Below are 24,711 nucleotides of genomic sequence, written 5' to 3' on the forward strand. Positions count from 1 at the left end.
CTGTTCGCGGATAAAAGGGGGCCGCCGTCGTGCAAAATGCACGTCGGTAAAAATGCTTTATTTAATTAGCGGCCAGCCGGAACGGGCTGACCGACCGTCTTACGCGCCCGCCGCTAGCAGCAGGTCTGCAATCTCAGTGAAGCCTTTCTCCCGCGCCAGTTCGAGCGGGGTTTTGCCGTATTTGTCGGTCATATGCGGGTTCGCGCCGTGCTCGAGCAGCAGCTTCACGATCGCCTGCTGCTTTGCGCCGCCGTCGTTGAGTACGATGGCTTCCAGCAGCGGCGTCCAGCCGACAAAATTGGTGTGGTTAACGTTGATATCGGTTTTTTCCAGCAGCTCGCGGACGATCTCCACGTGCCCTTTTTCACTGGCTGGCGTAATGCCTACACCGCCAAAACGCGTCAGACGGTCGAGATCCGGGTTCGCGGGTAATACCAGCCGCAGGAGAGTTAAATCGTTCGTCAGGCAGCTAATCAGGAAAGGGTTAAAGCAGGTCTGATCCTGTTTATCAATATCCGCCCCGGCGGCAATTAAGAACTCCACGCAGGCATAATGTTTTTTCAGGCTGGCAATAATAACGGCGGTTCTTTTCTGGCGGTTCGTGGCGTTAATATCCACGCCCTTCTCCAGACAGGCTTTTAGCGCATCGCTATTGCCCTCTTCTGCCGCCAGCAAAAATTCCGTAACCAGTTCAGTTGCAGACATATTCAGACTCCCGATGTTTTTATTTCTGTTGACCTGAGAATAGCAACAGCCTGGTCATAAAAGAATCCGCTTAAAAATGATTCATCGACAGACAATTCATTGTTGAGATAAATTCAATAAACCGGTCAAAACGTGCGTCTGTGCAACCTTTTTCTTATGTTTAACCGCTTTTTAGCGCGTCAAAACGCATTATGCTTATGTCTGGAAAAGCCTTGTATGGCGCGGCATTGATGAAATAGCCAGAACTGTGATCGGCTTCAAATGCGTTGTAACGACGCTGTTAAAATATGTTCAAAACTGATGGCTGAAGGGAGTGAGATATGAATTCCATCTTTACCGAGGAGAACCTGCTGGCCTTTACCACCGCCGCACGCTTCGGCAGCTTCAGCAAAGCCGCCGCCGAACTGGGTGTAACGACCTCCGCCATCAGTTACACCATTAAGCGCATGGAGACCGGGCTGGACGTGGTGCTGTTCGTCCGCAGCACGCGCAGCATTGAGCTGACCGAATCCGGCTTTTACTTTTACCGCAAAGCCACCGACCTGCTTAACGACTTTCACGCCATCAAGCGCGGGATTGATACCATTTCACAGGGCATCGAGGCGCGTGTACGCATCTGTATCAACCAGCTGTTATATACGCCGCGCCATACCGCGCGGCTGCTGCAGGTGCTGAAAAAGCAGTTCCCCACCTGTCAGATCACCGTCACCACCGAGGTCTATAACGGCGTGTGGGACTCTATCATCAACAACCAGGCCAATATCGCCATTGGCGCGCCGGACACGCTGCTCGACGGCGGCGGAATTGACTACACCGAAATCGGCGCCATTCGTTGGGTGTTTGCCATCGCGCCGGAGCACCCGCTGGCGTTCGTTCCGGAACCGATCGCGGAAAGCCAGCTGCGCCTGTATCCCAACATCATGGTGGAAGATACCGCGCACACCATTAACAAAAAGGTCGGCTGGCTGCTGCACGGGCAGGAGGCGATTCTGGTGCCGGACTTTAACACCAAGTGTCAGTGTCAGATCCTGGGCGAAGGGATAGGCTTTTTGCCGGAATATATGGCGCGGGAAGCGGTTGAAGATGGCCTGCTGGTGACGCGGCGTATCAATAACCCGCGTCAGGATTCGCGCATGCTGCTTGCCACGCAGCATGCCGCAACCGGTCAGGTCACGCGCTGGATCAAACAGCAGTTTGGCCCCCAGGGCGTGCTGACCGGGATCTACAGCGACTTACTCTGGCGTGCTTAGTTCTTACTCTGAATCCAGAAGGCATGGATAAGACCCGGGATGTAGCCCAGCAGCGTCAGAATAATGTTGATAATAAACGCCCAGCCAAACCCTTTGCCTAACAGCACGCCCAGCGGCGGCAACAGGATGGTAAAAACAATACGCCAAAAACCCATATCAAAACTCCGTGCAAGCTAATCCATTGAAAATAATAAAGAGAACTCTTTGTAAGCATAGCCAGCTTACCTGTCTGCGCCAGTTTTCTGCCCCGCGTTTACCCTCTTTTACGCTTGTGACGCTGGTTTAATATACCGGATTAGTTTAGCATTACCTTAATTAAGAAAACACTAAACTAATATGACTGAACTCGAACAGCTTCAGGCCAGCGCCGAGCAGGCCGCCACACTTTTAAAAGCGATGAGCAACCCGCGTAGGCTGCTGATCCTCTGCACCCTGTGCGGAGCGCCCGGCACCAGCGCGGGAGAACTGGCGCGAGCCACGGGGCTTAGTCCTTCCGCCACGTCGCAGCATCTGGCGCGCATGCGTGAGGAAGGTCTGATCGACAGCACCCGCGACGCGCAGCGCATTCTCTATTTCATTAAAAAGGATGCGGTGCATCAGCTCATCAGCACCCTGAAAAAGCTTTATTGCCCGTAAGGAGCCGCTATGTCACTTCCCCTTATTTCGCCGCGCGAGGCCAGTGCCCGCATCGCTGAAGGCGCAAAACTGATTGATATTCGTGATGCCGATGAGTACGCCCGCGAGCATATTCCCGCCGCGCGGTCCGTGCCGCTGGTTACCTTACCCGGTGGACTTAAAACGCAGGCGGGCGAAACGGTGATTTTTCACTGCCAGTCCGGCGCCCGTACCTCAGGCAATGCCGATCGCCTGACGCAGGCTGCCGTTGCCGCTCAGGCATTTGTGGTCGAGGGTGGCATTCAGGGCTGGAAGCAGGCCGGGCTGCCGACTGTCGAAGACAAATCCCAGCCGCTGCCGCTGATGCGTCAGGTGCAAATTGCCGCCGGGCTGCTAATACTCTGTGGCGTGGTTCTGGGCTATAGCGTCTCCAGCGGCTTTTTCCTGCTCAGCGGCTTTGTCGGTGCCGGGCTGCTGTTTGCGGGTGTGACGGGCTTTTGCGGCATGGCGCGGCTGCTTAAGATGATGCCATGGAACCGTCGTACCTCATAAGCAGTAATCGGTGAAATACGCTGTACCCGGCGTCATGCGTGGGCTAATGTGAAGATCGCTAAAACGATGAGGAGGTAATATGTTTTCTGTCGGTGATTATGTGCAACCGCGTAAAGGCGGCCCGAAACTGAAAGTGCTCGAAGTGAACGGTGACAGCATTGTGGCGGTCCAGGCCAGCAATGAGCAAGGTGAGAAATATACGCTGAAAGCCGCCGATGTGGCGCCGTATACCGAAGAAGGTGATTTCGGCGTCTGCTGAACAGATAACCGGGCGGCATGTTCCGCCCGGTCAACGCATTAGATTAGAAAATCATCCAGTGATTTACCGTTTTCCAGCGCGCTGGCGATAGGCTTCGGCGTGCGGCCCTGACCGGTCCACGTTTTTTCTTCACCGTTCTGGTCAATAAAGCGATATTTTGCTTCACGTGGCTTACGCTTTTTCGCTTGCTTACCCGCCAGCGCCAGTTCAGAGCCCAGCAGATCCGTCGGTGAAATACCATCGGCTTTCATCAGTTCCAGCAGGGCATTAATTTTTTCCTGCTGCTCGGCGCGCTGCTGCTCTAATTCCGTGAGTTCACTCCGTTTCTCTTCAGTAACGACCCTGACCTTTTCCAGCATTTCCTCAAGAACGTCCAGGGATAATTCACGCGCCATGGCGCGCAGGGTTCGGATATTATTAAGATTCTGTAACGTCAAAGACATATTATTTGAAAACCTTTTCTTTGGGGTAAATAGATAAATCGCCGACAGAATAATTCATTTGAGTTGAAATATCTACCCAAGGGTCCGTATGGACATCAGTGTAAATATATTAAAATCTCATTGCGAATAATAGCGCACGGGGCTGCCAGGAAACAGGGGAATCTAATCACCGCATTAATATAAATGGTCAACTTTACTCCAAATCACAGCATACTGCGCCGCTGTCATGAGGCGGATTCGTCGCCTGCGCCATCAATAAAACCAACATCTTGATTTTGATATAAAAAAAGCCAAGCGAGAGAGATTATAACGATCGGAGCAAAAAACGAACAGTTTTAGAGAATTTTGTGGACTAAAGGCGATTAAATAAAAATTAATCACTAGTTGTTAGTTCAAACTCAGAGATATACGCTATACACGTCAAACAAACCAACCTAAAGCACTATGCGCCGAAGGGAAATCGTTTCTTTTGTGTTCTTCTCAAGGAGTTCAGACATGTTCTCGCCGCAATCTCGCCTGCGCCACGCGGTGGCGGATACCTTCGCGATGGTTGTTTACTGTTCCGTCGTGAACATGCTGATCGAAATATTCCTCTCCGGAATGTCCTTCGAGCAGTCATTTTCTTCTCGTCTGGTGGCGATCCCGGTCAATATTATTATTGCATGGCCTTACGGATTATACCGCGATGCGGTAATGCGTTTCGCACGTCGAATTAGTCCTGTAGGCTGGGTGAAAAACCTGGCAGACGTCCTGGCGTATGTAACGTTCCAGTCGCCGGTTTACGTGGCCATTCTTCTGACAGTCGGTGCAGACTGGCACCAGATCGCTGCGGCAGTGAGTTCGAATATTGTCATTTCGATGCTGATGGGAGCCGTTTACGGCTATTTCCTCGACTACTGCCGCCGCCTGTTTAAGGTCAGCCAGTACAGCCAGGCTAAAGCGTGATGTGAAGCGACTGGCGCACGCCAGTCGCGGATTTACTGTACGTCGCCAAACAGTCCCTTCAAAAATCGCTCCAGCGCCATACGCGAACTGAAACCGTGCGGAATACCATAATGCTCATGCCGTTCACCGCCTAAATAGAGCGGAAATTGCTGATAATGATCGCAGGTTTTAATATCCGAGGCAGGCTCAGCAAATGACAGGCTTCTGTCTTTCAGCGTCGGGTGAATAATGAGAGCGGTACGTCCCATTCTTGCTTCGCGATTAACATAAACATAATTCTCGCCGCGGCGATATCCATACGCTTTTGGCGTCACCTCATCCATGGTGAATCCCTCTTTTTCAAGAACGCGTGCCACCTCGTCAGGTCGTAAATACATATCTTTTCCTCGTTATCTTTTCCTGCCCGGCAACCTTACAGTATTCAGCAATAGCAGGGCTTTCAGAATAGTCCATAAACTGCCGGATAACGCGTGATGGGCTTCAGATATTAAATTTCTGAACTAAACTGAACGGGAACACAAAATTACGGAGGATCGCATGTTTAACAGACCGAACCGAAACGATATTAACGACGACGCTCAGGATATTCGTAATGATGTCAGCCAATTAGCGGACACGCTGGAAGAGGTGCTGAAGTCCTGGGGAAGTGACGCGAAGGACGAAGCGGATGCCGCAAAGCGTAAGGCTCAGTCTCTGCTCAGTGAAACCCGCGCACGTTTAAACGGCCGCACGCGTACGACACAGGCTGCCTGCGATGCGGTCAGCTGCGCAACGACCTTCGTACGCGAGAAACCGCTCTGTACACTCGGCACGGTAGCGGCAGTCGGTATCTTCGTGGGCGCTCTGCTTAGCCTGCGTAAATAACCCGATCGCGCACCGTTATCTGCCCCGGTGGTCAGTGGCTGCCGGGGCTTTTCTTTGCCTTCTCGCCTGTCTAACCCGCATAGCCTACCATGCCCCGCTGGGCTCATCATCGGGACAACATCAATCTAAATTTCCCATATCTTGTATGGTTGAAACTTAAGACAACTACATCTAGTATTCCTTTTAGCAAGACACATACAACCTGACGCGATGATTCGCGCCGTTCTCTCATTTTAAATGGAAATACGAATCATGAGCATTATTATTTACACTCGTAACGATTGTGTTCAGTGCCACGCGACCAAACGGGCGATGGAAAGCCGCGGCGTGCCGTTTGAGATGGTGAATATTGACCAGCAGCCCGAGGCCGCAGACACCCTTCGCGCGCAGGGTTTCCGTCAGCTTCCGGTGGTGGTAGCCGGGGAGACCAGCTGGTCTGGCTTTCGCCCGGACATGATCAACCGCCTCGCCTCGCAGGCCGCACGGGCATGAGCAGACTGGTGTTCTTCTCCAGCAGCTCGGAAAACACGCTCCGTTTTATTGAGCGCGTCGGGCTGCCTGCGGTGCGCATTCCGCTCAACGAGCGGGAGCGGATCCGGGTAGAGGAACCGTACATTCTGGTGGTGCCCAGCTATGGCGGAGGCGGTACGGCGGGCGCGGTACCTCGTCAGGTGATCCGCTTTCTGAACGATCCTCATAATCGCGGGCTAATCCGCGGCGTGATCGCGGCGGGGAATCGCAATTTCGGCGATGCCTTTTGCCGCGCCGGTGATGTCATCTCTCAAAAATGCGGCGTGCCGTATCTCTATCGCTTTGAGCTGATGGGGACGCAGCAGGACGTCGAAAACGTGCGTAAAGGAGTGAACGAATTTTGGCAACGACAACCGCAGAACGGGTGATCCAGGCGACGCCGGATTACCACGCATTAAACGCGATGCTTAACCTCTATGACCGGGAGGGACGCATTCAGTTTGATAAAGACCGTGAGGCGGTGGACGCCTTTTTTGCCGCCCACGTGCGGCCCAACAGCGTGACTTTTGCCAGCCAGGATGAACGTCTTGACCATCTGGTTAACGAGGGTTACTACGACGCGCGCGTACTCACCCGCTACGACCGTGCCTTTGTGGTGAAGCTGTTTGAACGCGCCCACGCCAGCGGCTTTCGTTTCCAGACTTTCCTAGGCGCGTGGAAGTACTACACCAGCTATACGCTGAAGACTTTCGACGGCAAACGCTACTTAGAGAGCTTTGAAGATCGCGTGGTGATGGTCGCACTGACCCTGGCGCAGGGCGATGAAGCGCTGGCGCAACAGCTCACCGACGAGATCCTCTCCGGCCGCTTCCAGCCCGCCACGCCGACCTTCCTCAACTGCGGTAAAGCCCAGCGCGGCGAGCTGGTTTCCTGCTTCCTGCTACGTATCGAAGATAACATGGAGTCGATTGGCCGCGCGGTGAACTCGGCGCTGCAGCTTTCCAAACGCGGCGGTGGCGTGGCGTTTCTGCTTTCTAACCTGCGTGAAGCGGGCGCGCCGATCAAGCGCATCGAAAACCAGTCTTCCGGCGTGATCCCGGTGATGAAGATGCTGGAGGATGCGTTCTCTTATGCTAACCAGCTTGGCGCGCGCCAGGGAGCGGGGGCGGTTTACCTGCACGCGCATCATCCGGACATTCTGCGTTTTCTCGATACCAAACGCGAAAACGCCGACGAAAAAATCCGTATCAAAACCCTGTCGCTGGGCGTGGTGATCCCGGATATCACCTTTAAACTGGCCAAAGAGAATGCCGGGATGGCGCTCTTCTCGCCGTATGACGTTGAGCGTATTTACGGCAAAGCGTTTGGTGACGTGGCGATAAGCGAGCTGTATGACGAGCTGGTAGCCGACGAGCGCATTCGCAAAAAATATATCAACGCCCGCGATTTCTTCCAGACGCTTGCGGAGATCCAGTTTGAGTCCGGCTATCCGTACATCATGTATGAAGATACGGTGAACCGCGCGAACCCGATTGCCGGGCGCATCAACATGAGCAACCTGTGCTCGGAGATCTTGCAGGTCAACAGCGCATCGGCCTACGACGAAAACCTCGACTATGCTGACATCGGCAAAGATATCTCCTGCAACCTCGGATCGCTGAATATCGCCCACACCATGGATTCTCCCGACTTTGGCCGCACGGTGGAGACCGCCATTCGCGGGCTGACGGCGGTGTCGGACATGAGCCACATCCGCAGCGTGCCGTCCATCGAGGCGGGCAACGCCGCGTCGCACGCCATCGGGCTGGGGCAGATGAACCTGCACGGCTACCTGGCGCGGGAGGGCATCGCCTATGGCAGTCCGGAAGGGCTGGACTTCACCAACCTCTATTTTTACAACATCACCTGGCACGCGCTGCACACCTCGATGATGCTGGCCCGCGAGCGCAACCAGCGGTTCGCGGGCTTTGAGCAGTCCCGCTACGCCAGCGGGGAATATTTCAGCCAGTATCTGGAAGGCGACTGGCAGCCGAAAACCGAAAAAGTGCGCGAACTGTTTGCTCTCTCCGGAATCGAGTTGCCGACGCGCGAAATGTGGCAGCAATTGCGGAATGACGTGATGCGCTACGGCATCTACAACCAGAACCTGCAGGCGGTGCCGCCAACCGGTTCGATCTCCTATATCAATCACGCCACGTCGAGCATTCACCCGATCGTGTCGAAAATCGAGATTCGCAAAGAAGGCAAAACCGGGCGCGTTTACTACCCTGCCCCGTTTATGACCAATGAGAACCTGGCGCTCTATCAGGACGCGTATGAGATCGGCCCGGAAAAAATCATCGATACCTACGCGGAGGCGACAAAACACGTGGATCAGGGGCTCTCGCTGACGCTGTTCTTCCCGGATACCGCCACCACGCGGGATATCAACAGGGCGCAGATCTACGCCTGGAAGAAAGGTATCAAGACGCTTTACTACATTCGCCTGCGCCAGCTTGCGCTGGAAGGCACCGAAATTGAAGGCTGCGTGTCCTGCGCGCTGTAAGGAGAAAGGATGAAACTGTCACGCGTGAGTGCCGTTAACTGGAACAAAATCCAGGACGATAAAGATCTGGAGGTCTGGAACCGTCTGACCAGCAACTTCTGGCTGCCGGAAAAGGTCCCGCTCTCCAACGATATTCCGGCCTGGCAAACCCTGAGCTACGCCGAACAGCAGCTGACGATCCGCGTCTTTACCGGCCTGACGCTGCTGGACACCATTCAGAATACCGTCGGCGCACCGGCTCTGATGAGCGACGCGCTGACGCCGCACGAAGAGGCGGTGATGTCGAACATCAGCTTTATGGAGGCGGTGCACGCCCGCTCTTACAGCTCGATTTTCTCCACGCTGTGCCAGACCAAAGACGTGGACGCAGCCTATACCTGGAGTGAAGAGAGTGAGTCATTACAGAGAAAGGCGGAGCTGGTACTGACGTATTATCGGGCCGACGAGCCGCTGAAAAAGAAAATCGCCAGCGTATTCCTGGAATCGTTCCTCTTCTATTCCGGCTTCTGGCTGCCCATGTACTGGTCGAGCCGGGGCAAGCTCACCAATACCGCCGATTTGATTCGGCTTATCATTCGGGATGAAGCGGTTCATGGGTATTATATCGGCTATAAGTATCAGAAAGGGCTAGAGAAAGTCAGCGAGGCAAAGCGCGATGAGCTTAAAGGCTTTGCGCTCGATTTGCTGATGGATCTGTACGACAACGAGCTGAGCTATACCGAAGAACTCTACGCCGGCACCGGCTGGGAGGATGACGTGAAGGCCTTCCTCTGCTACAACGCCAACAAGGCGCTGATGAACCTGGGTTACGAGGCGCTTTTCCCGCCGGAGATGGCGGAGGTGAACCCGGCGATTCTGGCCGCGCTGTCGCCCAATGCCGACGAAAACCACGATTTTTTCTCGGGATCGGGCTCATCGTACGTGATGGGCAAAGCGGTGGAAACCGAGGATGAAGACTGGGATTTTTAATGAACGCTAACGTTCGTTAATTTAATATAAACCCAACAATTCCCTCTCTAATATTTACAAAACAACTACACTGTAATTTCCACGTCATATTCGCCTGAATCATTCCAATTCAGGCGAAATTTCCCGATGCAGCAGCAAAAAATTGAGAAAAATTCAGATCACGCTCAGCCCTTTACTCATGGGAAATTCAGCCGTTTCGCTTCCCTGAAAATTCATGCCATAAGCAAACCCAGGGTTGTCTCAGATTCTCAGTATGTTAGGGTTATGCCCGTTAACAATTTACCATGGTAATCATATCGGCATAAACAAATAACAGGACACTCTCTATTGCATGGCAATTAAATTAGAAGTGAAAAATCTTTATAAAGTATTTGGCGAGCATCCGCAGCGCGCATTCAAATATATTGAGAAAGGCCTTACGAAAGAGCAAATTCTGGAAAAAACCGGGCTATCGCTTGGCGTTAAAGACGCCAGTCTGGCCATTGAAGAAGGCGAGATTTTTGTCATCATGGGATTATCCGGTTCGGGTAAATCCACTATGGTTCGCCTTCTCAATCGCCTGATTGAACCCACCCGCGGACAGGTGCTGATTGACGGCGTGGATATCGCCAGAATATCAGACGCCGAGCTTCGCGAGGTGCGCAGAAAGAAGATCGCAATGGTGTTTCAGTCATTCGCGCTAATGCCGCACATGACGGTACTGGATAATACCGCCTTCGGCATGGAATTAGCCGGCACGCCGGCTCAGGAACGTCAGGAAAAAGCTCTGGATGCACTGCGTCAGGTTGGGCTGGAAAATTATGCGCATGCGTACCCGGATGAACTTTCCGGCGGTATGCGCCAGCGCGTGGGATTAGCCCGTGCATTAGCCATTAATCCAGACATATTATTAATGGATGAAGCCTTCTCCGCCCTCGATCCGTTAATTCGTACCGAGATGCAGGACGAGCTGGTAAAATTACAGGCTAAACATCAGCGAACCATTGTGTTTATTTCCCACGATCTGGATGAAGCCATGCGTATTGGTGACCGTATTGCCATTATGCAAAACGGTGAAGTGGTTCAGGTCGGCACGCCGGATGAAATTCTCAATAATCCGGCGAATGATTATGTACGCACCTTCTTCCGCGGCGTGGATATTAGCCAGGTCTTTAGCGCCAAAGATATTGCCCGTCGAACGCCAAACGGCATTATTCGTAAAACCCCAGGTTTCGGCCCACGCTCGGCACTTAAGCTGCTGCAGGACGAAGACCGTGAATACGGTTATCTGGTTGAACGCGGCAATAAATTTGTCGGCGTTGTCTCCATCGATTCTCTGAAAACCGCGCTCAGCGAAAACCAGGGCATCGATGCGGCGTTAATTGACGCTCCGCTTGCCGTGGACGCCGAAACGCCGCTCAGCGAGCTGCTCTCTCACGTGGGGCAGGCGCCTTGCGCCGTACCGGTCGTGGGTGAGGAACAACAGTACGTCGGTATCATCTCCAAACGGATGCTGCTGCAGGCTTTAGATCGCGAGGGGGCAAATAATGGCTGATCAAACTAACCCGTGGGGCACCGCTGAAGCGGCGGACAACGCTGCACAATCCGCCGACGCGTGGGGTTCCACGCCAGCACCCGCCGACGGTGGCGGTGCGGCGGACTGGCTCAATAGCGCACCCGCGCCTGCGCCAGAGCATTTCAACATCATGGATCCGTTCCATAAAACGCTGATCCCGCTGGACAGCTGGGTCACGGAGGGGATCGACTGGGTGGTGACGCACTTCCGCCCGGTTTTCCAGGGGATCCGCATTCCGGTGGATTACATCCTGAACGGCTTCCAGCAGCTGATGCTGGGCATGCCGGCGCCGGTGGCGATTATTCTGTTCTCCCTGATCGCCTGGCAGTTTGGCAGCGCCGGGATGGGGATCGCCACGCTGATTTCGCTGATTGCCATCGGCGCGATTGGGGCCTGGTCGCAGGCGATGATCACCCTGGCGCTGGTGCTGACTGCCCTGCTCTTCTGCATCGTCATCGGCCTGCCGATGGGGATCTGGCTGGCGCGCAGCCCGCGGGCGGCGAAGATTATCCGTCCGCTGCTGGATGCAATGCAGACTACCCCGGCATTCGTCTATCTGGTGCCGATTGTGATGCTGTTCGGCATCGGCAACGTGCCGGGCGTGGTGGTCACCATTATCTTCGCGCTGCCGCCGATTATTCGTCTGACCATTCTCGGGATAAACCAGGTGCCTGCGGACCTGATCGAAGCGTCACGCTCGTTCGGCGCCAGCCCGCGCCAGATGCTGTTTAAGGTTCAGCTCCCGCTGGCCATGCCAACCATCATGGCGGGCGTTAACCAGACGCTGATGCTGGCCCTTTCGATGGTGGTGATTGCCTCGATGATCGCCGTTGGCGGTCTGGGTCAGATGGTGCTGCGCGGCATTGGCCGTCTCGACATGGGGCTGGCTACCGTTGGCGGCGTCGGGATTGTGATCCTCGCCATTATTCTTGACCGCCTGACCCAGGCCGTCGGTCGCGATTCACGCAGTCGCGGCAACCGTCGCTGGTATTCCACCGGCCCTGTCGGGTTACTCACCCGCCCCTTTATAAAATAAGGAACAACGATGCGACATAACGTACTTTTTGCCACAGCGTTTGCCACCCTTGTCTCCACCAGCACGTTTGCGGCAGACCTGCCGGGCAAAGGCATTACCGTGCAGCCGGTGCAGAGCACCATTTCGGAAGAGAGCTTCCAGACCCTGATCGTCAGCCGCGCGCTGGAAAAACTGGGCTATACGGTTAACACGCCGAGCGAAGTGGATTACAACGTGGGCTACACCTCGATTGCCTCCGGTGACGCCACCTTTACCGCCGTAAACTGGCAGCCGCTGCACGACGACATGTATGCCGCCGCCGGTGGCGATAAGAAATTCTATCGCGAGGGTACCTTCGTGACGGGCGCGGCGCAGGGTTATCTGATCGACAAGAAAACCGCCGATAAGTACCACATCACCAATATTGAACAGCTGAAAGATCCGAAGATCGCCAAACTGTTTGACACCAACGGTGACGGCAAGGCCGACATGATGGGCTGCTCGCCTGGCTGGGGCTGTGAAGCGGTGATTAACCACCAGAACCAAGCTTTCGATCTGGCGAAAACGGTCGACGTGAGCCACGGCAACTATTCAGCGATGATGGCCGACACCATTGCCCGCTTCAAAGAGGGTAAACCGGTGATCTACTACACCTGGACGCCGTACTGGGTGAGCGATGTGCTGAAGCCGGGTAAAGACGTGGTGTGGCTGCAGGTGCCGTTCTCTTCCCTGCCGGGCGAGCAGAAAGATATCGACACCAAACTGCCGAACGGCATGAACTACGGCTTCCCGGTGAACACCATGCATATCGTGGCGAACAAAGCCTGGGCGGAGAAAAACCCGGCGGCCGCGAAGCTGTTTTCGGTAATGAAGCTGCCGCTGGCTGACATCAACGCCCAGAACGCGATGATGCACGCGGGCAAATCGTCTGAAGCGGATGTCAAAGGCCACGTCGACGGCTGGATCAAAGCCCACCAGCAGCAGTTTGACGGCTGGGTGAAAGAGGCGCTTGAGGCGCAGAAGTAAAACATTTTTCCTCACCCTAACCCTCTCCCAAAGGGAGAGGGCCGGGGTGAGGGGATCAAACCGCACCCAACCTAAACCGCACAATCCATCACCCAACAATCCCCCAACTTTCACAATCATTAGCTATTATGGTTTCCGGAAAAATAATCACTCAACTAACGATTCCTGAAACTAATGACAAAAACAACTCAAGGGCTTAGCCCCGCACTCATCCTTTTAATGTCCGTGGCAACGGGTCTGGCCGTCGCCAGCAACTATTACGCGCAGCCTCTTCTCGACACCATCGCCCGCGCGTTCAATCTCTCCGCCAGCTCCGCAGGCTTTATCGTCACCGCAGCACAGCTAGGCTATGCCGCCGGGCTGCTGTTTCTGGTGCCGCTGGGCGATATGTTTGAACGCCGAATGCTGATCGTCTCCATGACCCTGCTGGCCGCCGGTGGGATGCTGATCACCGCCAGCAGCCAGTCGCTGACGATGATGATCGTCGGAACCGCGCTAACGGGACTGTTCTCCGTGGTGGCGCAAATTCTGGTCCCGCTCGCCGCGACTCTCGCCTCTCCGGAAAAACGCGGCAAGGTGGTGGGTACCATCATGAGCGGCCTGCTGCTGGGGATTTTGCTGGCGCGTACCGTTGCAGGGCTGCTGGCAAGCCTCGGCGGCTGGCGCACCGTATACTGGGTGGCGAGCGTGCTGATGGTCGTTATGGCGCTGGCGCTGTGGCGCGGGCTGCCAAAAGTGAAGCAGGAAAACCACCTGAACTACCCGCAGCTGCTGGCCTCCGTTTTCAGCCTGTTCACCCAGGATAAGCTTCTGCGCACTCGCGCCCTGCTGGGCTGCTTCACCTTCGCTAACTTCAGCATTCTGTGGACGTCGATGGCGTTTCTGCTGGCCGCACCGCCGTTCAATTATTCCGAAGGGGTGATTGGCCTGTTCGGCCTGGCCGGTGCCGCAGGCGCACTGGGCGCGCGTCCCGCAGGCGGGCTGGCCGACAAGGGCAAATCCCACCTGACCACCTCCGCAGGACTGATTTTACTTCTGCTCTCCTGGGCGGCGATCTGGTACGGACACATCTCGGTGCTGGCGCTGATCGTCGGTATCCTGGTACTCGATCTCACCGTACAGGGCGTTCACATTACCAATCAGACCGTCATCTATCGCGTGAAGCCAGAGGCGCGTAACCGCCTGACGGCTGGTTACATGACCAGCTACTTCATCGGCGGCGCTGCGGGTTCGCTAATTTCAGCGTCGGCGTGGCAGCATGCGGGCTGGTCGGGGGTGTGTGCGATTGGGGCCATCGTCGCTACCGTCAACCTGCTAGTATGGTGGCGCGGTTACCACCGCCAGGATGCAATTAACTAACATTTACATTGAGTTGGCCTCTTAGGGTGTTAAGAGGCCCTTCACTCTGTTAATGTAAACGTAATCATTTATCCCAGAAATTTTAATGTGGGTGACATATTTACAATTGGCATGAATAGTTCAGACCCCCGTCCTCACATCCTCTCCTCAGCGGGTTCATACCCTACGCTTTCTGTGCTCACCGGGTCACGGACTTACCCGGCGCTTTCTGATGGTGACATAAGTTTGGCGGATATAACCGCACAAATAATTCATTTACATTATTTGTCACCGTCGTTACTATATCGGCTGTAATTAATGAGGTTATGCCCAAATGGATAGTTCGTTTACGCCCATTGAACAAATGCTTAAATTCCGCGCCAGTCGCCATGAGGACTTTCCGTACCAGGAAATCCTGCTGACTCGCCTGTGCATGCACATGCAGGGTAAGCTGCTGGAAAACCGTAATAAAATGCTGAAAGCTCAAGGGATTAACGAGACATTGTTTATGGCGTTGATCACGCTGGAGTCTCAGGAAAATCACAGCATTCAGCCTTCCGAACTGAGCTGCGCGCTGGGCTCCTCCCGTACCAATGCGACCCGTATTGCCGATGAACTCGAAAAGCGTGGCTGGATTGAGCGCCGCGAAAGCGACAACGATCGCCGCTGCCTGCATCTGCAACTGACCGATAAAGGTCACCAGTTCCTGCGCGAGGTGCTGCCACCTCAGCACAATTGCCTGCACAAACTCTGGTCTGTCCTCAGCACCGCCGAGCGCGACCAGCTTGAGCACATCACTCGCAAGCTGCTCACCCGTCTGGACCAGATGGATGAAGACGGCGCCGTTCTTGAGGCGCTGCGCTAACGCGACGACACGCTCACCATTCCTGATTCATAAGAAAACCGACAGGCCAGCACGTCACACTGCTGGCCTTTCTGACAACAGGTCGGCTCAGCCGATGTGAAAATAAGAAGATCGTGGAGAACAACAATGAGCGCAAATGCGGAGAGCACTACCCCGCAGCAACCGGCCAACAAGAAAGGCAAACGTAAGAGCGCCCTTCTTCTGTTGACCTTGCTCTTTATCATTATTGCCGTGGCATATGGGATCTATTGGTTTTTAGTACTGCGTCATGCTGAAGAGACTGACGACGCTTACGTGGCAGGGAACCAGGTACAAATTATGGCGCAGGTGTCGGGCAGCGTGACGAAAGTCTGGGCTGACAATACCGACTTTGTGCAAAAAGGCGATGTGTTGGTGACCCTCGATCCAACCGACGCCCAGCAGGCTTTTGAAAAAGCACAGACCGCGCTGGCCTCCAGCGTCCGTCAGACCCGCCAGCTGATGATCAACAGCAAACAGCTGCAGGCCAACATCGACGTGCAGAAAACAGCGCTGGCGCAGGCGCAGAGCGACCTGAACCGCCGCGTGCCGCTCGGCACCGCCAACCTGATTGGCCGTGAAGAGCTGCAGCACGCCCGCGATGCCGTTGCCAGCGCTCAGGCACAGCTGGATGTGGCCATTCAACAGTACAACGCCAACCAGGCGATGGTGCTGGGCACCAGTCTGGAAAACCAGCCCGCCGTACAGCAGGCGGCGACTGAAGTGCGCAACGCGTGGCTTGCCCTGCAGCGTACCAAAATCGTCAGCCCGATGACCGGCTATGTCTCCCGTCGTTCCGTCCAGCCAGGGGCACAGATTAGCCCAACCACGCCGCTGATGGCGGTCGTACCGGCAGACAATCTTTGGGTCGACGCTAACTTTAAAGAGACGCAGCTTGCCCATATGCGTATCGGCCAGACCGCGACGGTTGTCAGCGACATTTACGGCGATGACGTGAAGTACACCGGTAAAGTGGTCGGCCTGGATATGGGGACCGGCAGCGCCTTCTCCCTGCTGCCTGCGCAGAACGCCACCGGTAACTGGATCAAAGTGGTTCAGCGTCTGCCCGTGCGTATCGAACTGGATGCCAAACAGCTGGCGGATCACCCGCTGCGTATCGGCCTCTCTACGCTGGTGACCGTTGACACCGCCAACCGCGACGGTCAGATCCTGGCAAGCCAGGTGCGCAGCAGCCCGGCTTATGAAAGTAACGCCCGTGAAATTAGCCTCGATCCGGTCAACAAGATGATCGATGACATCGTGAAGGCAAACGCCGGTTAATCCGAAGGTGAGCGTTATGCAACAGCAAAAGCCGCAAAAACCGCTGGAAGGCGCGCAGCTGGTCATTATGACCATCGCGCTGTCGCTGGCGACATTCATGCAGGTGCTGGACTCCACCATCGCAAACGTGGCGATCCCGACCATTGCCGGTAACCTTGGCTCGTCGCTGAGCCAGGGGACTTGGGTCATTACCTCGTTTGGGGTGGCAAACGCCATCTCCATTCCGATTACCGGCTGGCTGGCAAAGCGCGTCGGTGAGGTGAAGCTGTTCCTCTGGTCCACGGTGGCGTTTGTACTGGCCTCGTGGGCGTGCGGCATGTCCAGCAGCCTGACGATGCTGATTTTCTTCCGCGTCATTCAGGGGATTGTCGCCGGGCCGCTGATACCGCTTTCCCAGAGTTTGCTGCTGAGCAACTACCCTCCCGCAAAACGTTCCGTCGCGCTGGCGCTCTGGTCGATGACCGTTATCGTCGCGCCTATCTGCGGACCGATTCTGGGCGGGTACATCAGCGATAACTACCACTGGGGCTGGATCTTCTTCATCAACGTACCGATTGGCGCCGTCGTGGTATTAATGACGCTGCAGTCGCTGCGGGGACGTGAGACCCGTACCGAACAGCGGCGAATCGACAGCATCGGGCTGGCGCTGCTGATCCTGGGTATCGGCAGTCTGCAGATCATGCTCGACCGCGGTAAAGAGCTCGACTGGTTCAACTCGCAGGAAATTATCATCCTGACCATTGTCGCGGTGGTGTCGATAAGCTTCCTGATCGTCTGGGAGCTGACGGACGACAACCCGATAGTCGATCTCTCGCTGTTTAAGTCGCGAAACTTTACCATTGGCTGCCTGTGTATCAGCCTCGCCTATATGCTCTACTTCGGCGCGATTGTTCTGCTGCCGCAGCTATTGCAGGAGGTGTATGGCTATACCGCAACCTGGGCGGGTCTGGCCTCAGCGCCGGTCGGGGTGATCCCGGTCCTGCTGTCGCCGATAATTGGCCGCTTCGCCCATAAGCTCGACATGCGCCGTCTGGTGACGTTCAGCTTCATCATGTATGCGGTGTGCTTCTACTGGCGTGCGTATACCTTTGAGCCGGGAATGGACTTTGGCGCCTCTGCGTGGCCGCAGTTCATTCAGGGCTTCGCGGTCGCGTGCTTCTTTATGCCGCTGACTACCATCACGCTCTCTGGCTTACCGCCCGAGCGTCTGGCGGCCGCGTCGAGCCTGTCGAACTTCACCCGTACGCTGGCGGGCTCCATCGGTACGTCGATCACCACCACCCTGTGGACGAACCGTGAATCTATGCACCACGCCCAGCTGACCGAAGCGGTGAACCCGTACAACCCGAATGCTCAGCAGATGTATAGCCAGCTTCAGGGGATGGGAATGACGGAGCAGCAGGCGTCCGGCTGGATTGCCCAGCAGATAACCAACCAGGGGCTAATTATCTCGGCCAACGAGATTTTCTGGATATCGGCAGGGATCTTTATCATCCTGCTGGGGCTGGTGTGGTTTGCCAGACCGCCGTTTGGTGCCGGCGGCGGCGGCGGCGGTGCGCATTAATCCTCTGCGCTGGTAGCCGCCACAGGGCAACCGCCCCGGTTGTCCAGAACGCGACAGCGATTGTCAGTTTCGATAAAGCAGCGCTCCTGTAATCAATTCACGATAGTGAAAAGACAACAGGAGCGCATCATGCTGAACACACCCGCTGACAAGTACCAACCCTATCCGACCCTTTCCCTGCCCGACCGCCGCTGGCCGGAGCAACGCATCACCCGCGCGCCTCGCTGGCTTTCCACCGACCTCCGCGACGGCAACCAGGCCCTTGCCGAGCCGATGGACAGCACCCGCAAGCTGCAGTTCTGGGATTTGCTGCTGGGCTGCGGATTCAAAGAAATTGAGGTGGCTTTTCCTTCAGCCTCGCAGACGGATTTCAACTTCGTTCGCCAGCTGATTGAAGAGAACCGCATCCCGGATGACGTGACGATTCAGGTATTAACCCAGGCGCGGGAAGATCTCATCCATCGCACTTTTGAATCCCTGCGCGGCGCAAAGCAGGCCACCGTGCATCTGTATAACGCCACCGCCCCGCTGTTCCGCCGCCTGGTCTTCGGCATGGAGAAAGCGCAAATCGTTGAGCTGGCGACGCGCGCGACGCGGCTTATTCGCCAGCTGTGTGAGGAAAATCCCGACACCCGCTGGCAGTATGAATACTCTCCGGAAACCTTCTGCTTTACCGAGCCGGAGTTTGCGCTGGAGATTTGTGAAGCCGTGGCGGAGATCTGGCAGCCGTGCGATGAACGGCCTATGGTGATCAACTTACCCGCCACAGTCGAAGTGAGCACGCCGAACGTCTATGCCGACCAGATCGAGTACTTCTGTCGCCATTTTAGCCGCCGCCGCGACGTCTGCATCAGCGTGCATCCGCATAACGACCGCGGTACCGGCGTCGCCTGCGCGGAGTTGGCCGTAATGGCGGGGGCTGACCGCGTGGAGGGCTGTCTGTTTGGTAACGGGGAACGTACGGGCAACGTCTGCCTGGTAACGCTGGCGATGAACCTCTACAGCCAGGGGGTTAGCCCGAATCTGGACTTTAGCGATATGAATCGGGTGGTGGAAGTGGTGGAAACCTGCAATCAGCTGCCGGTGCACCCGCGCCATCCGTGGGCAGGACGGCTGGCCTATACCGCCTTCTCCGGCTCGCATCAGGACGCGATTAAAAAAGGCTTTGATGCCCGCAGGCCGGGCGATCGCTGGGAGATGCCTTACCTGCCTGTCGATCCCCAGGATATCGGCTGCACCTACGAAGCGGTGATCCGCGTGAACAGCCAGTCAGGAAAAAGCGGCAGCGCATGGCTCATCGAACAGAATCATGGCCTGAAATTACCTCGCACCCTTCAGCAGGATTTCAGCCTGCACGTGCAGCAGGAAACCGATCGCCACGGAAAAGAGATGACGCATAATGCACTTTGGCAGCTCTTCCGCGCCCGCTACGGCCTGGTGGCAACGCCGCACTATGCGCTGCAATCCTACCGCAGCGACAGCCAGCAGGACGGCCAGCTGCGTCTGACGGCCAGCGTCGCCACACAGGGAGGAACGCGCCAGCTGGAGGGTCAGGGTAACGGTCTGCTCTCCGCCGCCGCTCACGGCTTAAGCCGCTGGGTCAACGCCCCGTTCGTGATAAAGGATTACCACGAGCATACGTTAGGCGAACGCAGCGACAGCCGCTCGGTGGCCTACATCCGCTGCCTGTTCCAGGACGGCAGCAGCCGCTGGGGCGTAGGCATTGACAGCGACGTGGCGCGCGCGTCGCTTCAGGCGCTGTTTAACGCCGTCAGTCGTTCTTAAAGTAATCGCTGGGAGAGACGCCCATCACCCGGCGAAACATCGCCGTAAAGGCGCTGTGGCTACCGTATCCCAGATCCAGCGCCACGCGTAATACCGGCTGGCCCTGCGCCAGCCGCACTAAGGCTTCCAGCAGGCGCGCCCTTCTCAGCCACTCGCCGTAGCTTAATCCCGTCTGCTGCTGAAAATGGCGGTTCAGGGTGCGCTCGCTCACGTTCATCATGCTCGCCGCCTGCGCGCTGGTCCAGCTTTCCCCCGGGTGTTGCCGGATTTGCAGACACAGGCGACGTAGCGCCTCACTTTCCGGCTCCGGCAGGTGAAACGGCAGCACCGGCATAGTGCGGATTTCATCGAGAATGAGCTCATAGACGCGCTCATCCCGGCTTCCGGGTGAGTACGATTCAGGTAAAGCAAGGCAGACGAGGATCAGCTCGCGCAGCAGCGGCGTTATCTGCACGATCTGGCAGGTGGCCGGGAGATCGGCCCGCGCCAGCGGATCGATAAATAGCGTTCGCGCCGCCACGTTGCCGGTGATGCGAAGCGAGTGGCGAGTCCCCGCAGGTAGCCAGACGCCGCGACCGGGAGGCACAACCCAACAGCCTGATGCGGTATCCACCCGTACCACGCCGCTCAGGGTGTGCAGCAGCTGCGCGCAGTCGTGCTTGTGCCACGGTTCGCTGTCACCATGAATGTAATCATGGGCAAACGGAACGAGGGGACGGTGGATAAAGGAAAAAGTCGAGGTTGTGGTCATGGGTTAAACAACCCTCACCCTACCCTCTCCCTGAGGGAGAGGGAAAAGGTGCACTAGATGTGCAGTTCCTGCAGTTTTTCTTTCGGCAGGGCCAGCTCTTCGTTGCTGTTCACGCGCACATCACGCTCGATGATATGACGCGCGATTTCCTGCGCTTCTTCCAGAGAGTGCATCTGGTAGGTGCCGCACTGGTAAACGTTCAGCTCTGGGATCTGGTTCTGCTCTTTCACCTTCAGCACGTCCTGCATGGCCGCTTTCCAGGCATCTGCCACACGTTTCTCTTCAGGCTGACCAATCAGGCTCATGTAGAAACCGGTACGGCAGCCCATCGGAGAGATATCGATGATCTCAACGCCGTTGCCGTTCAGGTGGTCACGCATGAAGCCAGCGAACAGGTGTTCCAGCGTATGAATGCCTTTCTCCGGCATCACTTCTTTGTTTGGCACGCAGAAACGCAGATCGAAGACGGTGATCGTGTCGCCGTGCGGGGTGTGCATGGTCTTCGCCACGCGGACTGCAGGTGCTTCCATACGGGTATGGTCGACAGTAAAGCTATCTAATAACGGCATACGTCACCTCCGATAGTGATTTTTTTTAAAATAAACTGAACTCTTCTACAGAATGCGCGTCTGAGTATATGAAAGACGCGCATTTGTTATCATCATCCCTGAATTCAGAGATGTATATTTTGGCCACAGCGATGTGGCCTTTTTCTTTTCTGCTTAAGCCTGCTTAGCCAGAAACGCCTCAAACGACTCGGTATCCGCCGCTTCAACCTCTTTCTGACGCACCACGGACGCATCGCGTTCCGCGACAAAATCCGCTTCGCTCAGCACTTCTAACGGCTCCTGCATCAGCATCTCACGGTACTCCGCTGAGAGTGAACGCCCCGTGCCGCCAATGCCCTGATCAATCATAGAACGCAGAATGCGTGCTGAGAACGTCAGTTCCGGGTTATCAAAGCACGCCACCAGCTGGTCGCAGATCTGTTGATACGCATCCCCGCCGTCGATGCTGTCCATCGTCCGGGCAACACGCTTCAGATCGCCGAACAGATCTTTGCCGACTTTCGTCAGCGGGAACTGTGCCGTTTCGCAGCCGATCCCCAGCGTCAGACCCGGTTTACGCCCTTCCAGAATCACGCGGTTCCAGTTTGTACGGGTACAGAGCAGTTCGTCTGAACTCATTTCCGGCGCATCCGCCAGCACGCACCAGACCATAAACAGATCCAGGAAGCGAATCTGCTGTTCATCAACGCCAATCGGTGAGAACGGGTTGATATCCAGCGAGCGCACTTCAATGTATTCGATCCCACCGCGCTGCAGCGCATCCGACGGGGTTTCGCCGCTGCGCGTCACGCGCTTAGGACGAATAGGCGCATACAGCTCGTTTTCAATCTGCAGCACATTGCTGTTGATTTGCAGGCGCTTACCGTCTTTTTCGAGGCCGATTTTCTCGTACTCTTCCGACGGGGTTTTGATCGCCCGCTTCAATCCTGCCACATATTCGTGCAATTCGTTAAACGTAATACCGAGATTGCTTTGCGATTTATTGGTATAACCGAGATCGCTCAGGCGCAGAGAGGTGGCATACGGGAGATAGTACATTCCGCAATCGGTCTTCTCGAATGGCAGCGTGGTCGGTTTCCCCTGCAGGAACGAAGAACAGATCGCCGGGGAGGCACCAAACAGATACGGGATCACCCAGCCGAAACGGTAATAGTTGCGGATGAGGCGGAAATAGCCCTCCGAGATCGCGTCTTTATCCGTTTCACCGCATTTCGCCTGCCAGAATGCCATTGGCAGCGAGAAGTTGTAATGCACACCCGAGATCGTCTGCATCAACGCGCCGTAGCGGTTTTTCAGCCCTTCACGATAGAGCGTTTTCAGCCGGCCGATATTTGACGTGCCGTACTGCGCCAGCTCAATCTCCTGGCCCTGCTCGATATAGCACGGCATGCTGAGGGGCCACATACGTTCGTCGCCCAGGTTGCGCGCGGTATAACGATGGATATCGCGCATGATCGTCAGCATATGATCAATATCACCCTCTACTGGGGTGATGAACTCCAGCAGCGCTTCAGCGAAATCGGTTGTGATCCATTTATGTGTCAGCGCCGAGCCTAACGCCTTCGGGTGACCCGTTGTCGCTAAACTGCCGTCCGCGTTAACGCGCAGCGTTTCACGCTCAAGCCCACGCTGAATACCCTTCAATGCCTGAGGGTGGTTTTCCAGCCAGGCCAGCGCCTGAGATACGTCCGGGATCAAATTGACCTCCCGCCTGTCAAAGTAATGTTACTCAGCATAATTGTAATGGTTGACGATTGAAGGTCGCGTATTCATTCCACCAATTAGTGCCACCACGTCATACCCTGCAGCGTTGCCCACGCCACGAGAACATAGCGCAACGCCTTGCCAAGGCACAAAAAAAAGAGCACCGGTCCCCAGGAGATGCGCATCCATCCCGCCAGCAGACACAGTAAATCGCCTATTACAGGCATCCAGCTTAATAACAGCGTGGCAGCGCCATAGCGTTTTAGCCAGCCGACTGCCTTTTCCTGCCAGCGCGATTTTTCACGCAGCGGAAAGAAACGCCCAAGAATAACGTTAGTCAGCCCTCCAAGGCTATTACCCATTGTTGCTATTAATACAAGCAGCCAGGGCTGACTCACGCCGGACAACAGCATCGCCACCAGCACCACTTCCGAATTTCCCGGTAACAGCGTGGCGCTTAAAAAACTGCTGGCGAATAATGAGGCAAGTGACAGCGCGTCACTCACAGTAAGCGTACATCCACCGCATCCATTCCGGCATCACGCGCGGCCTGGATGCCGAAATCGGCATCTTCAAACACGACGCATTTTGCCGCCGGGACGCCCATTAATTCTGCGCAAAGCAGGAAGGTGTCCGGTGCGGGCTTGTGATGTTTAACATGATCGGCGGCGACCACGGCAGAAAAATAGTGGCGCAGGCCAAGATGATTGAGCAAAGCTTCTGCAATCGCACTTTCGCTGCCTGTTCCTACCGACATCGGGCGACGCCCGTGCCACTCTTTTACCACATCAATCAGCGGCAGAGGGCGTACGGTATCTAAAAGCATGGCTTTTACTGCATCGGTTTTTTCGCGCGCGAGCAGGTGCGGGTCGAGATCGGCCTGATTCAGTTCAATCACGGCCTGTGCAATACGCCAGGTGGGAGATCCGTTGAGGGCAATCATCGCCTGAAGATCGAAACGCATACCGTAGCGGCCCAGGACGTCTGTCCAGGCTTGACGATGCGTGGGTTCGGTATCCAGGAGAGTGCCATCCATATCGAAGATCAAACCGTCATACTGTGCGTACATCGTGCTCTCGCTAAACGATTAACAAAGCATTACTTTATCGTAAATGGTGGTTTTTGTCGCTGACTGAGAGTGTGATTGCTGACGGAACGTCGAAGGAATAAACAAAGAAGGAGAAGATGGTGCATCCGGGAGGATTCGAACCTCCGACCGCTCGGTTCGTAGCCGAGTACTCTATCCAGCTGAGCTACGGATGCATCGGGAAATGCTTTCAGAAACAGTAAATGGTGCATCCGGGAGGATTACTCGGCTGCGCCTCGCCCTTCGGGCCGTTGCTAAAGCAACGTTATCCTCCCTGGTGCTTGCGATTAACTCGCAGACCTTGAAACAACAGCATAACTGTTGTCTCGGAGAATATGGTGCATCCGGGAGGATTCGAACCTCCGACCGCTCGGTTCGTAGCCGAGTACTCTATCCAGCTGAGCTACGGATGCATCAGGGTGCTGCTTTCAGAAATAGTAAATGGTGCATCCGGGAGGATTCGAACCTCCGACCGCTCGGTTCGTAGCCGAGTACTCTATCCAGCTGAGCTACGGATGCATCGGGATTTACTACT

27 protein-coding genes and 3 tRNA genes are annotated in these 24,711 nt (G+C 55.7%); 18 read left to right on the forward strand and 12 right to left on the reverse strand.

The genetic code is table 11. The features are described from left to right. Nucleotides 1-99: 99 nt before the first annotated feature. Nucleotides 100-705, reverse strand: a complete 606-nt coding sequence (locus PUP35_RS16970) for an ankyrin repeat domain-containing protein (protein WP_133295010.1) — start codon at nucleotides 703-705, stop codon at nucleotides 100-102. Nucleotides 706-1,025: 320 nt separating this feature from the next. Between PUP35_RS16970 and PUP35_RS16975 the strand changes: the two genes are divergently transcribed. After that, nucleotides 1,026-1,955 carry a LysR substrate-binding domain-containing protein gene (locus PUP35_RS16975; protein WP_115876116.1) on the forward strand — a complete coding sequence of 310 codons (930 nt, stop codon included), beginning with the start codon at nucleotides 1,026-1,028 and terminating at the stop codon, nucleotides 1,953-1,955. On the opposite strand, the gene PUP35_RS16980 is transcribed toward PUP35_RS16975, so the two are convergent. Next, nucleotides 1,952-2,110, reverse strand: a complete 159-nt coding sequence (locus tag PUP35_RS16980; RefSeq protein WP_115876117.1) for a YqaE/Pmp3 family membrane protein — start codon at nucleotides 2,108-2,110, stop codon at nucleotides 1,952-1,954. The two genes, PUP35_RS16975 and PUP35_RS16980, sit on opposite strands and share 4 nt — an antisense overlap. Before the next feature lie 181 nt (nucleotides 2,111-2,291). Between PUP35_RS16980 and PUP35_RS16985 the strand changes: the two genes are divergently transcribed. The 3 genes from PUP35_RS16985 (at nucleotide 2,292) to PUP35_RS16995 (ending at nucleotide 3,381) form a co-directional block, all read left to right on the forward strand. Beyond that, nucleotides 2,292-2,591, forward strand: coding sequence for an ArsR/SmtB family transcription factor (locus tag PUP35_RS16985; RefSeq protein WP_111965890.1), 300 nt, complete (start codon nucleotides 2,292-2,294; stop codon nucleotides 2,589-2,591). Nucleotides 2,592-2,600: 9 nt separating this feature from the next. Continuing rightward, nucleotides 2,601-3,122, forward strand: a complete 522-nt coding sequence (locus PUP35_RS16990) for a rhodanese family protein (protein ID WP_274240653.1) — start codon at nucleotides 2,601-2,603, stop codon at nucleotides 3,120-3,122. 79 nt (nucleotides 3,123-3,201) lie between these two features. Next, complete coding sequence (locus tag PUP35_RS16995; RefSeq protein ID WP_023308920.1) at nucleotides 3,202-3,381, forward strand: hypothetical protein; 180 nt, start codon at nucleotides 3,202-3,204, stop codon at nucleotides 3,379-3,381. Nucleotides 3,382-3,419: 38 nt separating this feature from the next. Here the strand turns inward: PUP35_RS16995 and stpA are convergent, their stop codons facing one another. Then, a complete protein-coding gene (gene stpA / locus PUP35_RS17000; protein ID WP_127732086.1) occupies nucleotides 3,420-3,824 on the reverse strand; it encodes a DNA-binding protein StpA in 405 nt (134 codons plus the stop codon). A gap of 495 nt (nucleotides 3,825-4,319) precedes the next feature. On the opposite strand from stpA, the gene alaE reads away from it, so the two are divergent. Continuing rightward, on the forward strand, nucleotides 4,320-4,769 hold the full coding sequence (gene alaE / locus PUP35_RS17005) for an L-alanine exporter AlaE (RefSeq protein WP_274240654.1): 450 nt from the start codon (nucleotides 4,320-4,322) through the stop codon (nucleotides 4,767-4,769). Between the two features lie 32 nt (nucleotides 4,770-4,801). Here alaE and PUP35_RS17010 read toward each other — a convergent pair whose 3' ends face one another. Beyond that, nucleotides 4,802-5,146, reverse strand: coding sequence for a DUF2002 family protein (locus tag PUP35_RS17010; RefSeq protein ID WP_023308923.1), 345 nt, complete (start codon nucleotides 5,144-5,146; stop codon nucleotides 4,802-4,804). A 160-nt stretch (nucleotides 5,147-5,306) separates the two neighbouring features. Here PUP35_RS17010 and PUP35_RS17015 point away from each other — a divergent pair, with 160 nt between their 5' ends. The 13 genes from PUP35_RS17015 to leuA all read left to right on the forward strand — a co-directional run bounded on the left by PUP35_RS17015 (nucleotide 5,307) and on the right by leuA (nucleotide 20,065). After that, nucleotides 5,307-5,633, forward strand: a complete 327-nt coding sequence (locus PUP35_RS17015; RefSeq protein ID WP_274240655.1) for a DUF883 domain-containing protein — start codon at nucleotides 5,307-5,309, stop codon at nucleotides 5,631-5,633. A 252-nt stretch (nucleotides 5,634-5,885) separates the two neighbouring features. After that, nucleotides 5,886-6,125: a glutaredoxin-like protein NrdH gene (gene nrdH / locus PUP35_RS17020; RefSeq protein ID WP_274240656.1), complete on the forward strand. Its 240-nt coding sequence runs from the start codon at nucleotides 5,886-5,888 to the stop codon at nucleotides 6,123-6,125. Further along, nucleotides 6,122-6,532: a class Ib ribonucleoside-diphosphate reductase assembly flavoprotein NrdI gene (gene nrdI / locus PUP35_RS17025; protein ID WP_133295016.1), complete on the forward strand. Its 411-nt coding sequence runs from the start codon at nucleotides 6,122-6,124 to the stop codon at nucleotides 6,530-6,532. The genes nrdH and nrdI overlap by 4 nt, the downstream gene beginning before the upstream one ends. Then, nucleotides 6,505-8,649, forward strand: coding sequence for a class 1b ribonucleoside-diphosphate reductase subunit alpha (nrdE, locus tag PUP35_RS17030; RefSeq protein WP_274240657.1), 2,145 nt, complete (start codon nucleotides 6,505-6,507; stop codon nucleotides 8,647-8,649). Before nrdI ends, nrdE begins: the two co-directional genes overlap by 28 nt. A 9-nt stretch (nucleotides 8,650-8,658) precedes the next feature. Then, entirely contained in the window at nucleotides 8,659-9,618 is a 960-nt protein-coding gene (gene nrdF, locus PUP35_RS17035) for a class 1b ribonucleoside-diphosphate reductase subunit beta (RefSeq protein WP_274240658.1), read from the forward strand. A 331-nt stretch (nucleotides 9,619-9,949) separates the two neighbouring features. Further along, nucleotides 9,950-11,152 carry a glycine betaine/L-proline ABC transporter ATP-binding protein ProV gene (gene proV, locus PUP35_RS17040; protein WP_127732090.1) on the forward strand — a complete coding sequence of 401 codons (1,203 nt, stop codon included), beginning with the start codon at nucleotides 9,950-9,952 and terminating at the stop codon, nucleotides 11,150-11,152. Then, the gene (gene proW, locus PUP35_RS17045) at nucleotides 11,145-12,209 is read left to right on the forward strand and encodes a glycine betaine/L-proline ABC transporter permease ProW (RefSeq protein WP_271369196.1); all 1,065 of its coding nucleotides are present in this window, start codon (nucleotides 11,145-11,147) and stop codon (nucleotides 12,207-12,209) included. The genes proV and proW overlap by 8 nt, the downstream gene beginning before the upstream one ends. A gap of 9 nt (nucleotides 12,210-12,218) precedes the next feature. Further along, the gene (gene proX / locus PUP35_RS17050; RefSeq protein ID WP_115876127.1) at nucleotides 12,219-13,214 is read left to right on the forward strand and encodes a glycine betaine/L-proline ABC transporter substrate-binding protein ProX; all 996 of its coding nucleotides are present in this window, start codon (nucleotides 12,219-12,221) and stop codon (nucleotides 13,212-13,214) included. A gap of 174 nt (nucleotides 13,215-13,388) precedes the next feature. Beyond that, nucleotides 13,389-14,573, forward strand: a complete 1,185-nt coding sequence (locus PUP35_RS17055; protein ID WP_274240659.1) for an MFS transporter — start codon at nucleotides 13,389-13,391, stop codon at nucleotides 14,571-14,573. A 313-nt stretch (nucleotides 14,574-14,886) separates the two neighbouring features. Further along, nucleotides 14,887-15,417, forward strand: coding sequence for a transcriptional repressor MprA (gene mprA / locus PUP35_RS17060; protein ID WP_023333174.1), 531 nt, complete (start codon nucleotides 14,887-14,889; stop codon nucleotides 15,415-15,417). A gap of 126 nt (nucleotides 15,418-15,543) precedes the next feature. Then, on the forward strand, nucleotides 15,544-16,716 hold the full coding sequence (gene emrA / locus PUP35_RS17065; RefSeq protein WP_274240660.1) for a multidrug efflux MFS transporter periplasmic adaptor subunit EmrA: 1,173 nt from the start codon (nucleotides 15,544-15,546) through the stop codon (nucleotides 16,714-16,716). Nucleotides 16,717-16,732: 16 nt separating this feature from the next. Next, nucleotides 16,733-18,280, forward strand: coding sequence for a multidrug efflux MFS transporter permease subunit EmrB (emrB, locus tag PUP35_RS17070; protein WP_115876129.1), 1,548 nt, complete (start codon nucleotides 16,733-16,735; stop codon nucleotides 18,278-18,280). A gap of 129 nt (nucleotides 18,281-18,409) precedes the next feature. After that, nucleotides 18,410-20,065, forward strand: coding sequence for a 2-isopropylmalate synthase (gene leuA, locus PUP35_RS17075; RefSeq protein WP_274240661.1), 1,656 nt, complete (start codon nucleotides 18,410-18,412; stop codon nucleotides 20,063-20,065). Here the strand turns inward: leuA and PUP35_RS17080 are convergent. The 8 genes from PUP35_RS17080 to PUP35_RS17115 all read right to left on the reverse strand — a co-directional run bounded on the left by PUP35_RS17080 (nucleotide 20,052) and on the right by PUP35_RS17115 (nucleotide 24,695). Then, a complete protein-coding gene (locus PUP35_RS17080) occupies nucleotides 20,052-20,816 on the reverse strand; it encodes an AraC family transcriptional regulator (protein ID WP_274240662.1) in 765 nt (254 codons plus the stop codon). The genes leuA and PUP35_RS17080 overlap by 14 nt on opposite strands. A gap of 53 nt (nucleotides 20,817-20,869) precedes the next feature. Beyond that, entirely contained in the window at nucleotides 20,870-21,385 is a 516-nt protein-coding gene (gene luxS / locus PUP35_RS17085) for an S-ribosylhomocysteine lyase (protein ID WP_014833019.1), read from the reverse strand. 153 nt (nucleotides 21,386-21,538) lie between these two features. Beyond that, complete coding sequence (gene gshA / locus PUP35_RS17090; RefSeq protein ID WP_274240663.1) at nucleotides 21,539-23,083, reverse strand: glutamate--cysteine ligase; 1,545 nt, start codon at nucleotides 23,081-23,083, stop codon at nucleotides 21,539-21,541. 83 nt (nucleotides 23,084-23,166) lie between these two features. After that, nucleotides 23,167-23,595, reverse strand: coding sequence for a YqaA family protein (locus PUP35_RS17095; protein ID WP_008499541.1), 429 nt, complete (start codon nucleotides 23,593-23,595; stop codon nucleotides 23,167-23,169). Then, nucleotides 23,592-24,158 carry a fructose-1-phosphate/6-phosphogluconate phosphatase gene (gene yqaB, locus PUP35_RS17100; protein ID WP_032648006.1) on the reverse strand — a complete coding sequence of 189 codons (567 nt, stop codon included), beginning with the start codon at nucleotides 24,156-24,158 and terminating at the stop codon, nucleotides 23,592-23,594. The genes PUP35_RS17095 and yqaB overlap by 4 nt, the downstream gene beginning before the upstream one ends. A 117-nt stretch (nucleotides 24,159-24,275) precedes the next feature. Continuing rightward, nucleotides 24,276-24,352 (reverse strand) — tRNA-Arg (locus PUP35_RS17105). A gap of 160 nt (nucleotides 24,353-24,512) precedes the next feature. Beyond that, a tRNA-Arg gene (locus PUP35_RS17110) sits at nucleotides 24,513-24,589 on the reverse strand. A 29-nt stretch (nucleotides 24,590-24,618) separates the two neighbouring features. Next, nucleotides 24,619-24,695, reverse strand: a tRNA-Arg gene (locus PUP35_RS17115). Nucleotides 24,696-24,711: the final 16 nt, after the last annotated feature.

The sequence above is a fragment of the Enterobacter sp. S-33 genome (assembly GCF_028735835.1).
Lineage (GTDB): Bacteria > Pseudomonadota > Gammaproteobacteria > Enterobacterales > Enterobacteriaceae > Enterobacter > Enterobacter vonholyi.

Excerpts from the sequence above, each read along its gene's own strand:
- emrA (WP_274240660.1), top strand. The coding sequence starts at position 15,544 with ATGAGCGCAAATGCGGAGAGCACTACCCCGCAGCAACCGGCCAACAAG.
- PUP35_RS16990 (WP_274240653.1), top strand. The coding sequence starts at position 2,601 with ATGTCACTTCCCCTTATTTCGCCGCGCGAGGCCAGTGCCCGCATCGCT.
- PUP35_RS17010 (WP_023308923.1), bottom strand. The coding sequence starts at position 5,146 with ATGTATTTACGACCTGACGAGGTGGCACGCGTTCTTGAAAAAGAGGGA.
- luxS (WP_014833019.1), bottom strand. The coding sequence starts at position 21,385 with ATGCCGTTATTAGATAGCTTTACTGTCGACCATACCCGTATGGAAGCA.
- PUP35_RS16980 (WP_115876117.1), bottom strand. The coding sequence starts at position 2,110 with ATGGGTTTTTGGCGTATTGTTTTTACCATCCTGTTGCCGCCGCTGGGC.
- stpA (WP_127732086.1), bottom strand. The coding sequence starts at position 3,824 with ATGTCTTTGACGTTACAGAATCTTAATAATATCCGAACCCTGCGCGCC.
- proX (WP_115876127.1), top strand. The coding sequence starts at position 12,219 with ATGCGACATAACGTACTTTTTGCCACAGCGTTTGCCACCCTTGTCTCC.
- emrB (WP_115876129.1), top strand. The coding sequence starts at position 16,733 with ATGCAACAGCAAAAGCCGCAAAAACCGCTGGAAGGCGCGCAGCTGGTC.
- PUP35_RS16970 (WP_133295010.1), bottom strand. The coding sequence starts at position 705 with ATGTCTGCAACTGAACTGGTTACGGAATTTTTGCTGGCGGCAGAAGAG.
- proW (WP_271369196.1), top strand. The coding sequence starts at position 11,145 with ATGGCTGATCAAACTAACCCGTGGGGCACCGCTGAAGCGGCGGACAAC.
- yqaB (WP_032648006.1), bottom strand. The coding sequence starts at position 24,158 with ATGTACGCACAGTATGACGGTTTGATCTTCGATATGGATGGCACTCTC.
- PUP35_RS17080 (WP_274240662.1), bottom strand. The coding sequence starts at position 20,816 with ATGACCACAACCTCGACTTTTTCCTTTATCCACCGTCCCCTCGTTCCG.
- nrdI (WP_133295016.1), top strand. The coding sequence starts at position 6,122 with ATGAGCAGACTGGTGTTCTTCTCCAGCAGCTCGGAAAACACGCTCCGT.
- alaE (WP_274240654.1), top strand. The coding sequence starts at position 4,320 with ATGTTCTCGCCGCAATCTCGCCTGCGCCACGCGGTGGCGGATACCTTC.
- PUP35_RS16985 (WP_111965890.1), top strand. The coding sequence starts at position 2,292 with ATGACTGAACTCGAACAGCTTCAGGCCAGCGCCGAGCAGGCCGCCACA.
- nrdF (WP_274240658.1), top strand. The coding sequence starts at position 8,659 with ATGAAACTGTCACGCGTGAGTGCCGTTAACTGGAACAAAATCCAGGAC.
- PUP35_RS16975 (WP_115876116.1), top strand. The coding sequence starts at position 1,026 with ATGAATTCCATCTTTACCGAGGAGAACCTGCTGGCCTTTACCACCGCC.
- PUP35_RS16995 (WP_023308920.1), top strand. The coding sequence starts at position 3,202 with ATGTTTTCTGTCGGTGATTATGTGCAACCGCGTAAAGGCGGCCCGAAA.
- nrdH (WP_274240656.1), top strand. The coding sequence starts at position 5,886 with ATGAGCATTATTATTTACACTCGTAACGATTGTGTTCAGTGCCACGCG.
- mprA (WP_023333174.1), top strand. The coding sequence starts at position 14,887 with ATGGATAGTTCGTTTACGCCCATTGAACAAATGCTTAAATTCCGCGCC.
- proV (WP_127732090.1), top strand. The coding sequence starts at position 9,950 with ATGGCAATTAAATTAGAAGTGAAAAATCTTTATAAAGTATTTGGCGAG.
- leuA (WP_274240661.1), top strand. The coding sequence starts at position 18,410 with ATGCTGAACACACCCGCTGACAAGTACCAACCCTATCCGACCCTTTCC.
- PUP35_RS17015 (WP_274240655.1), top strand. The coding sequence starts at position 5,307 with ATGTTTAACAGACCGAACCGAAACGATATTAACGACGACGCTCAGGAT.
- PUP35_RS17055 (WP_274240659.1), top strand. The coding sequence starts at position 13,389 with ATGACAAAAACAACTCAAGGGCTTAGCCCCGCACTCATCCTTTTAATG.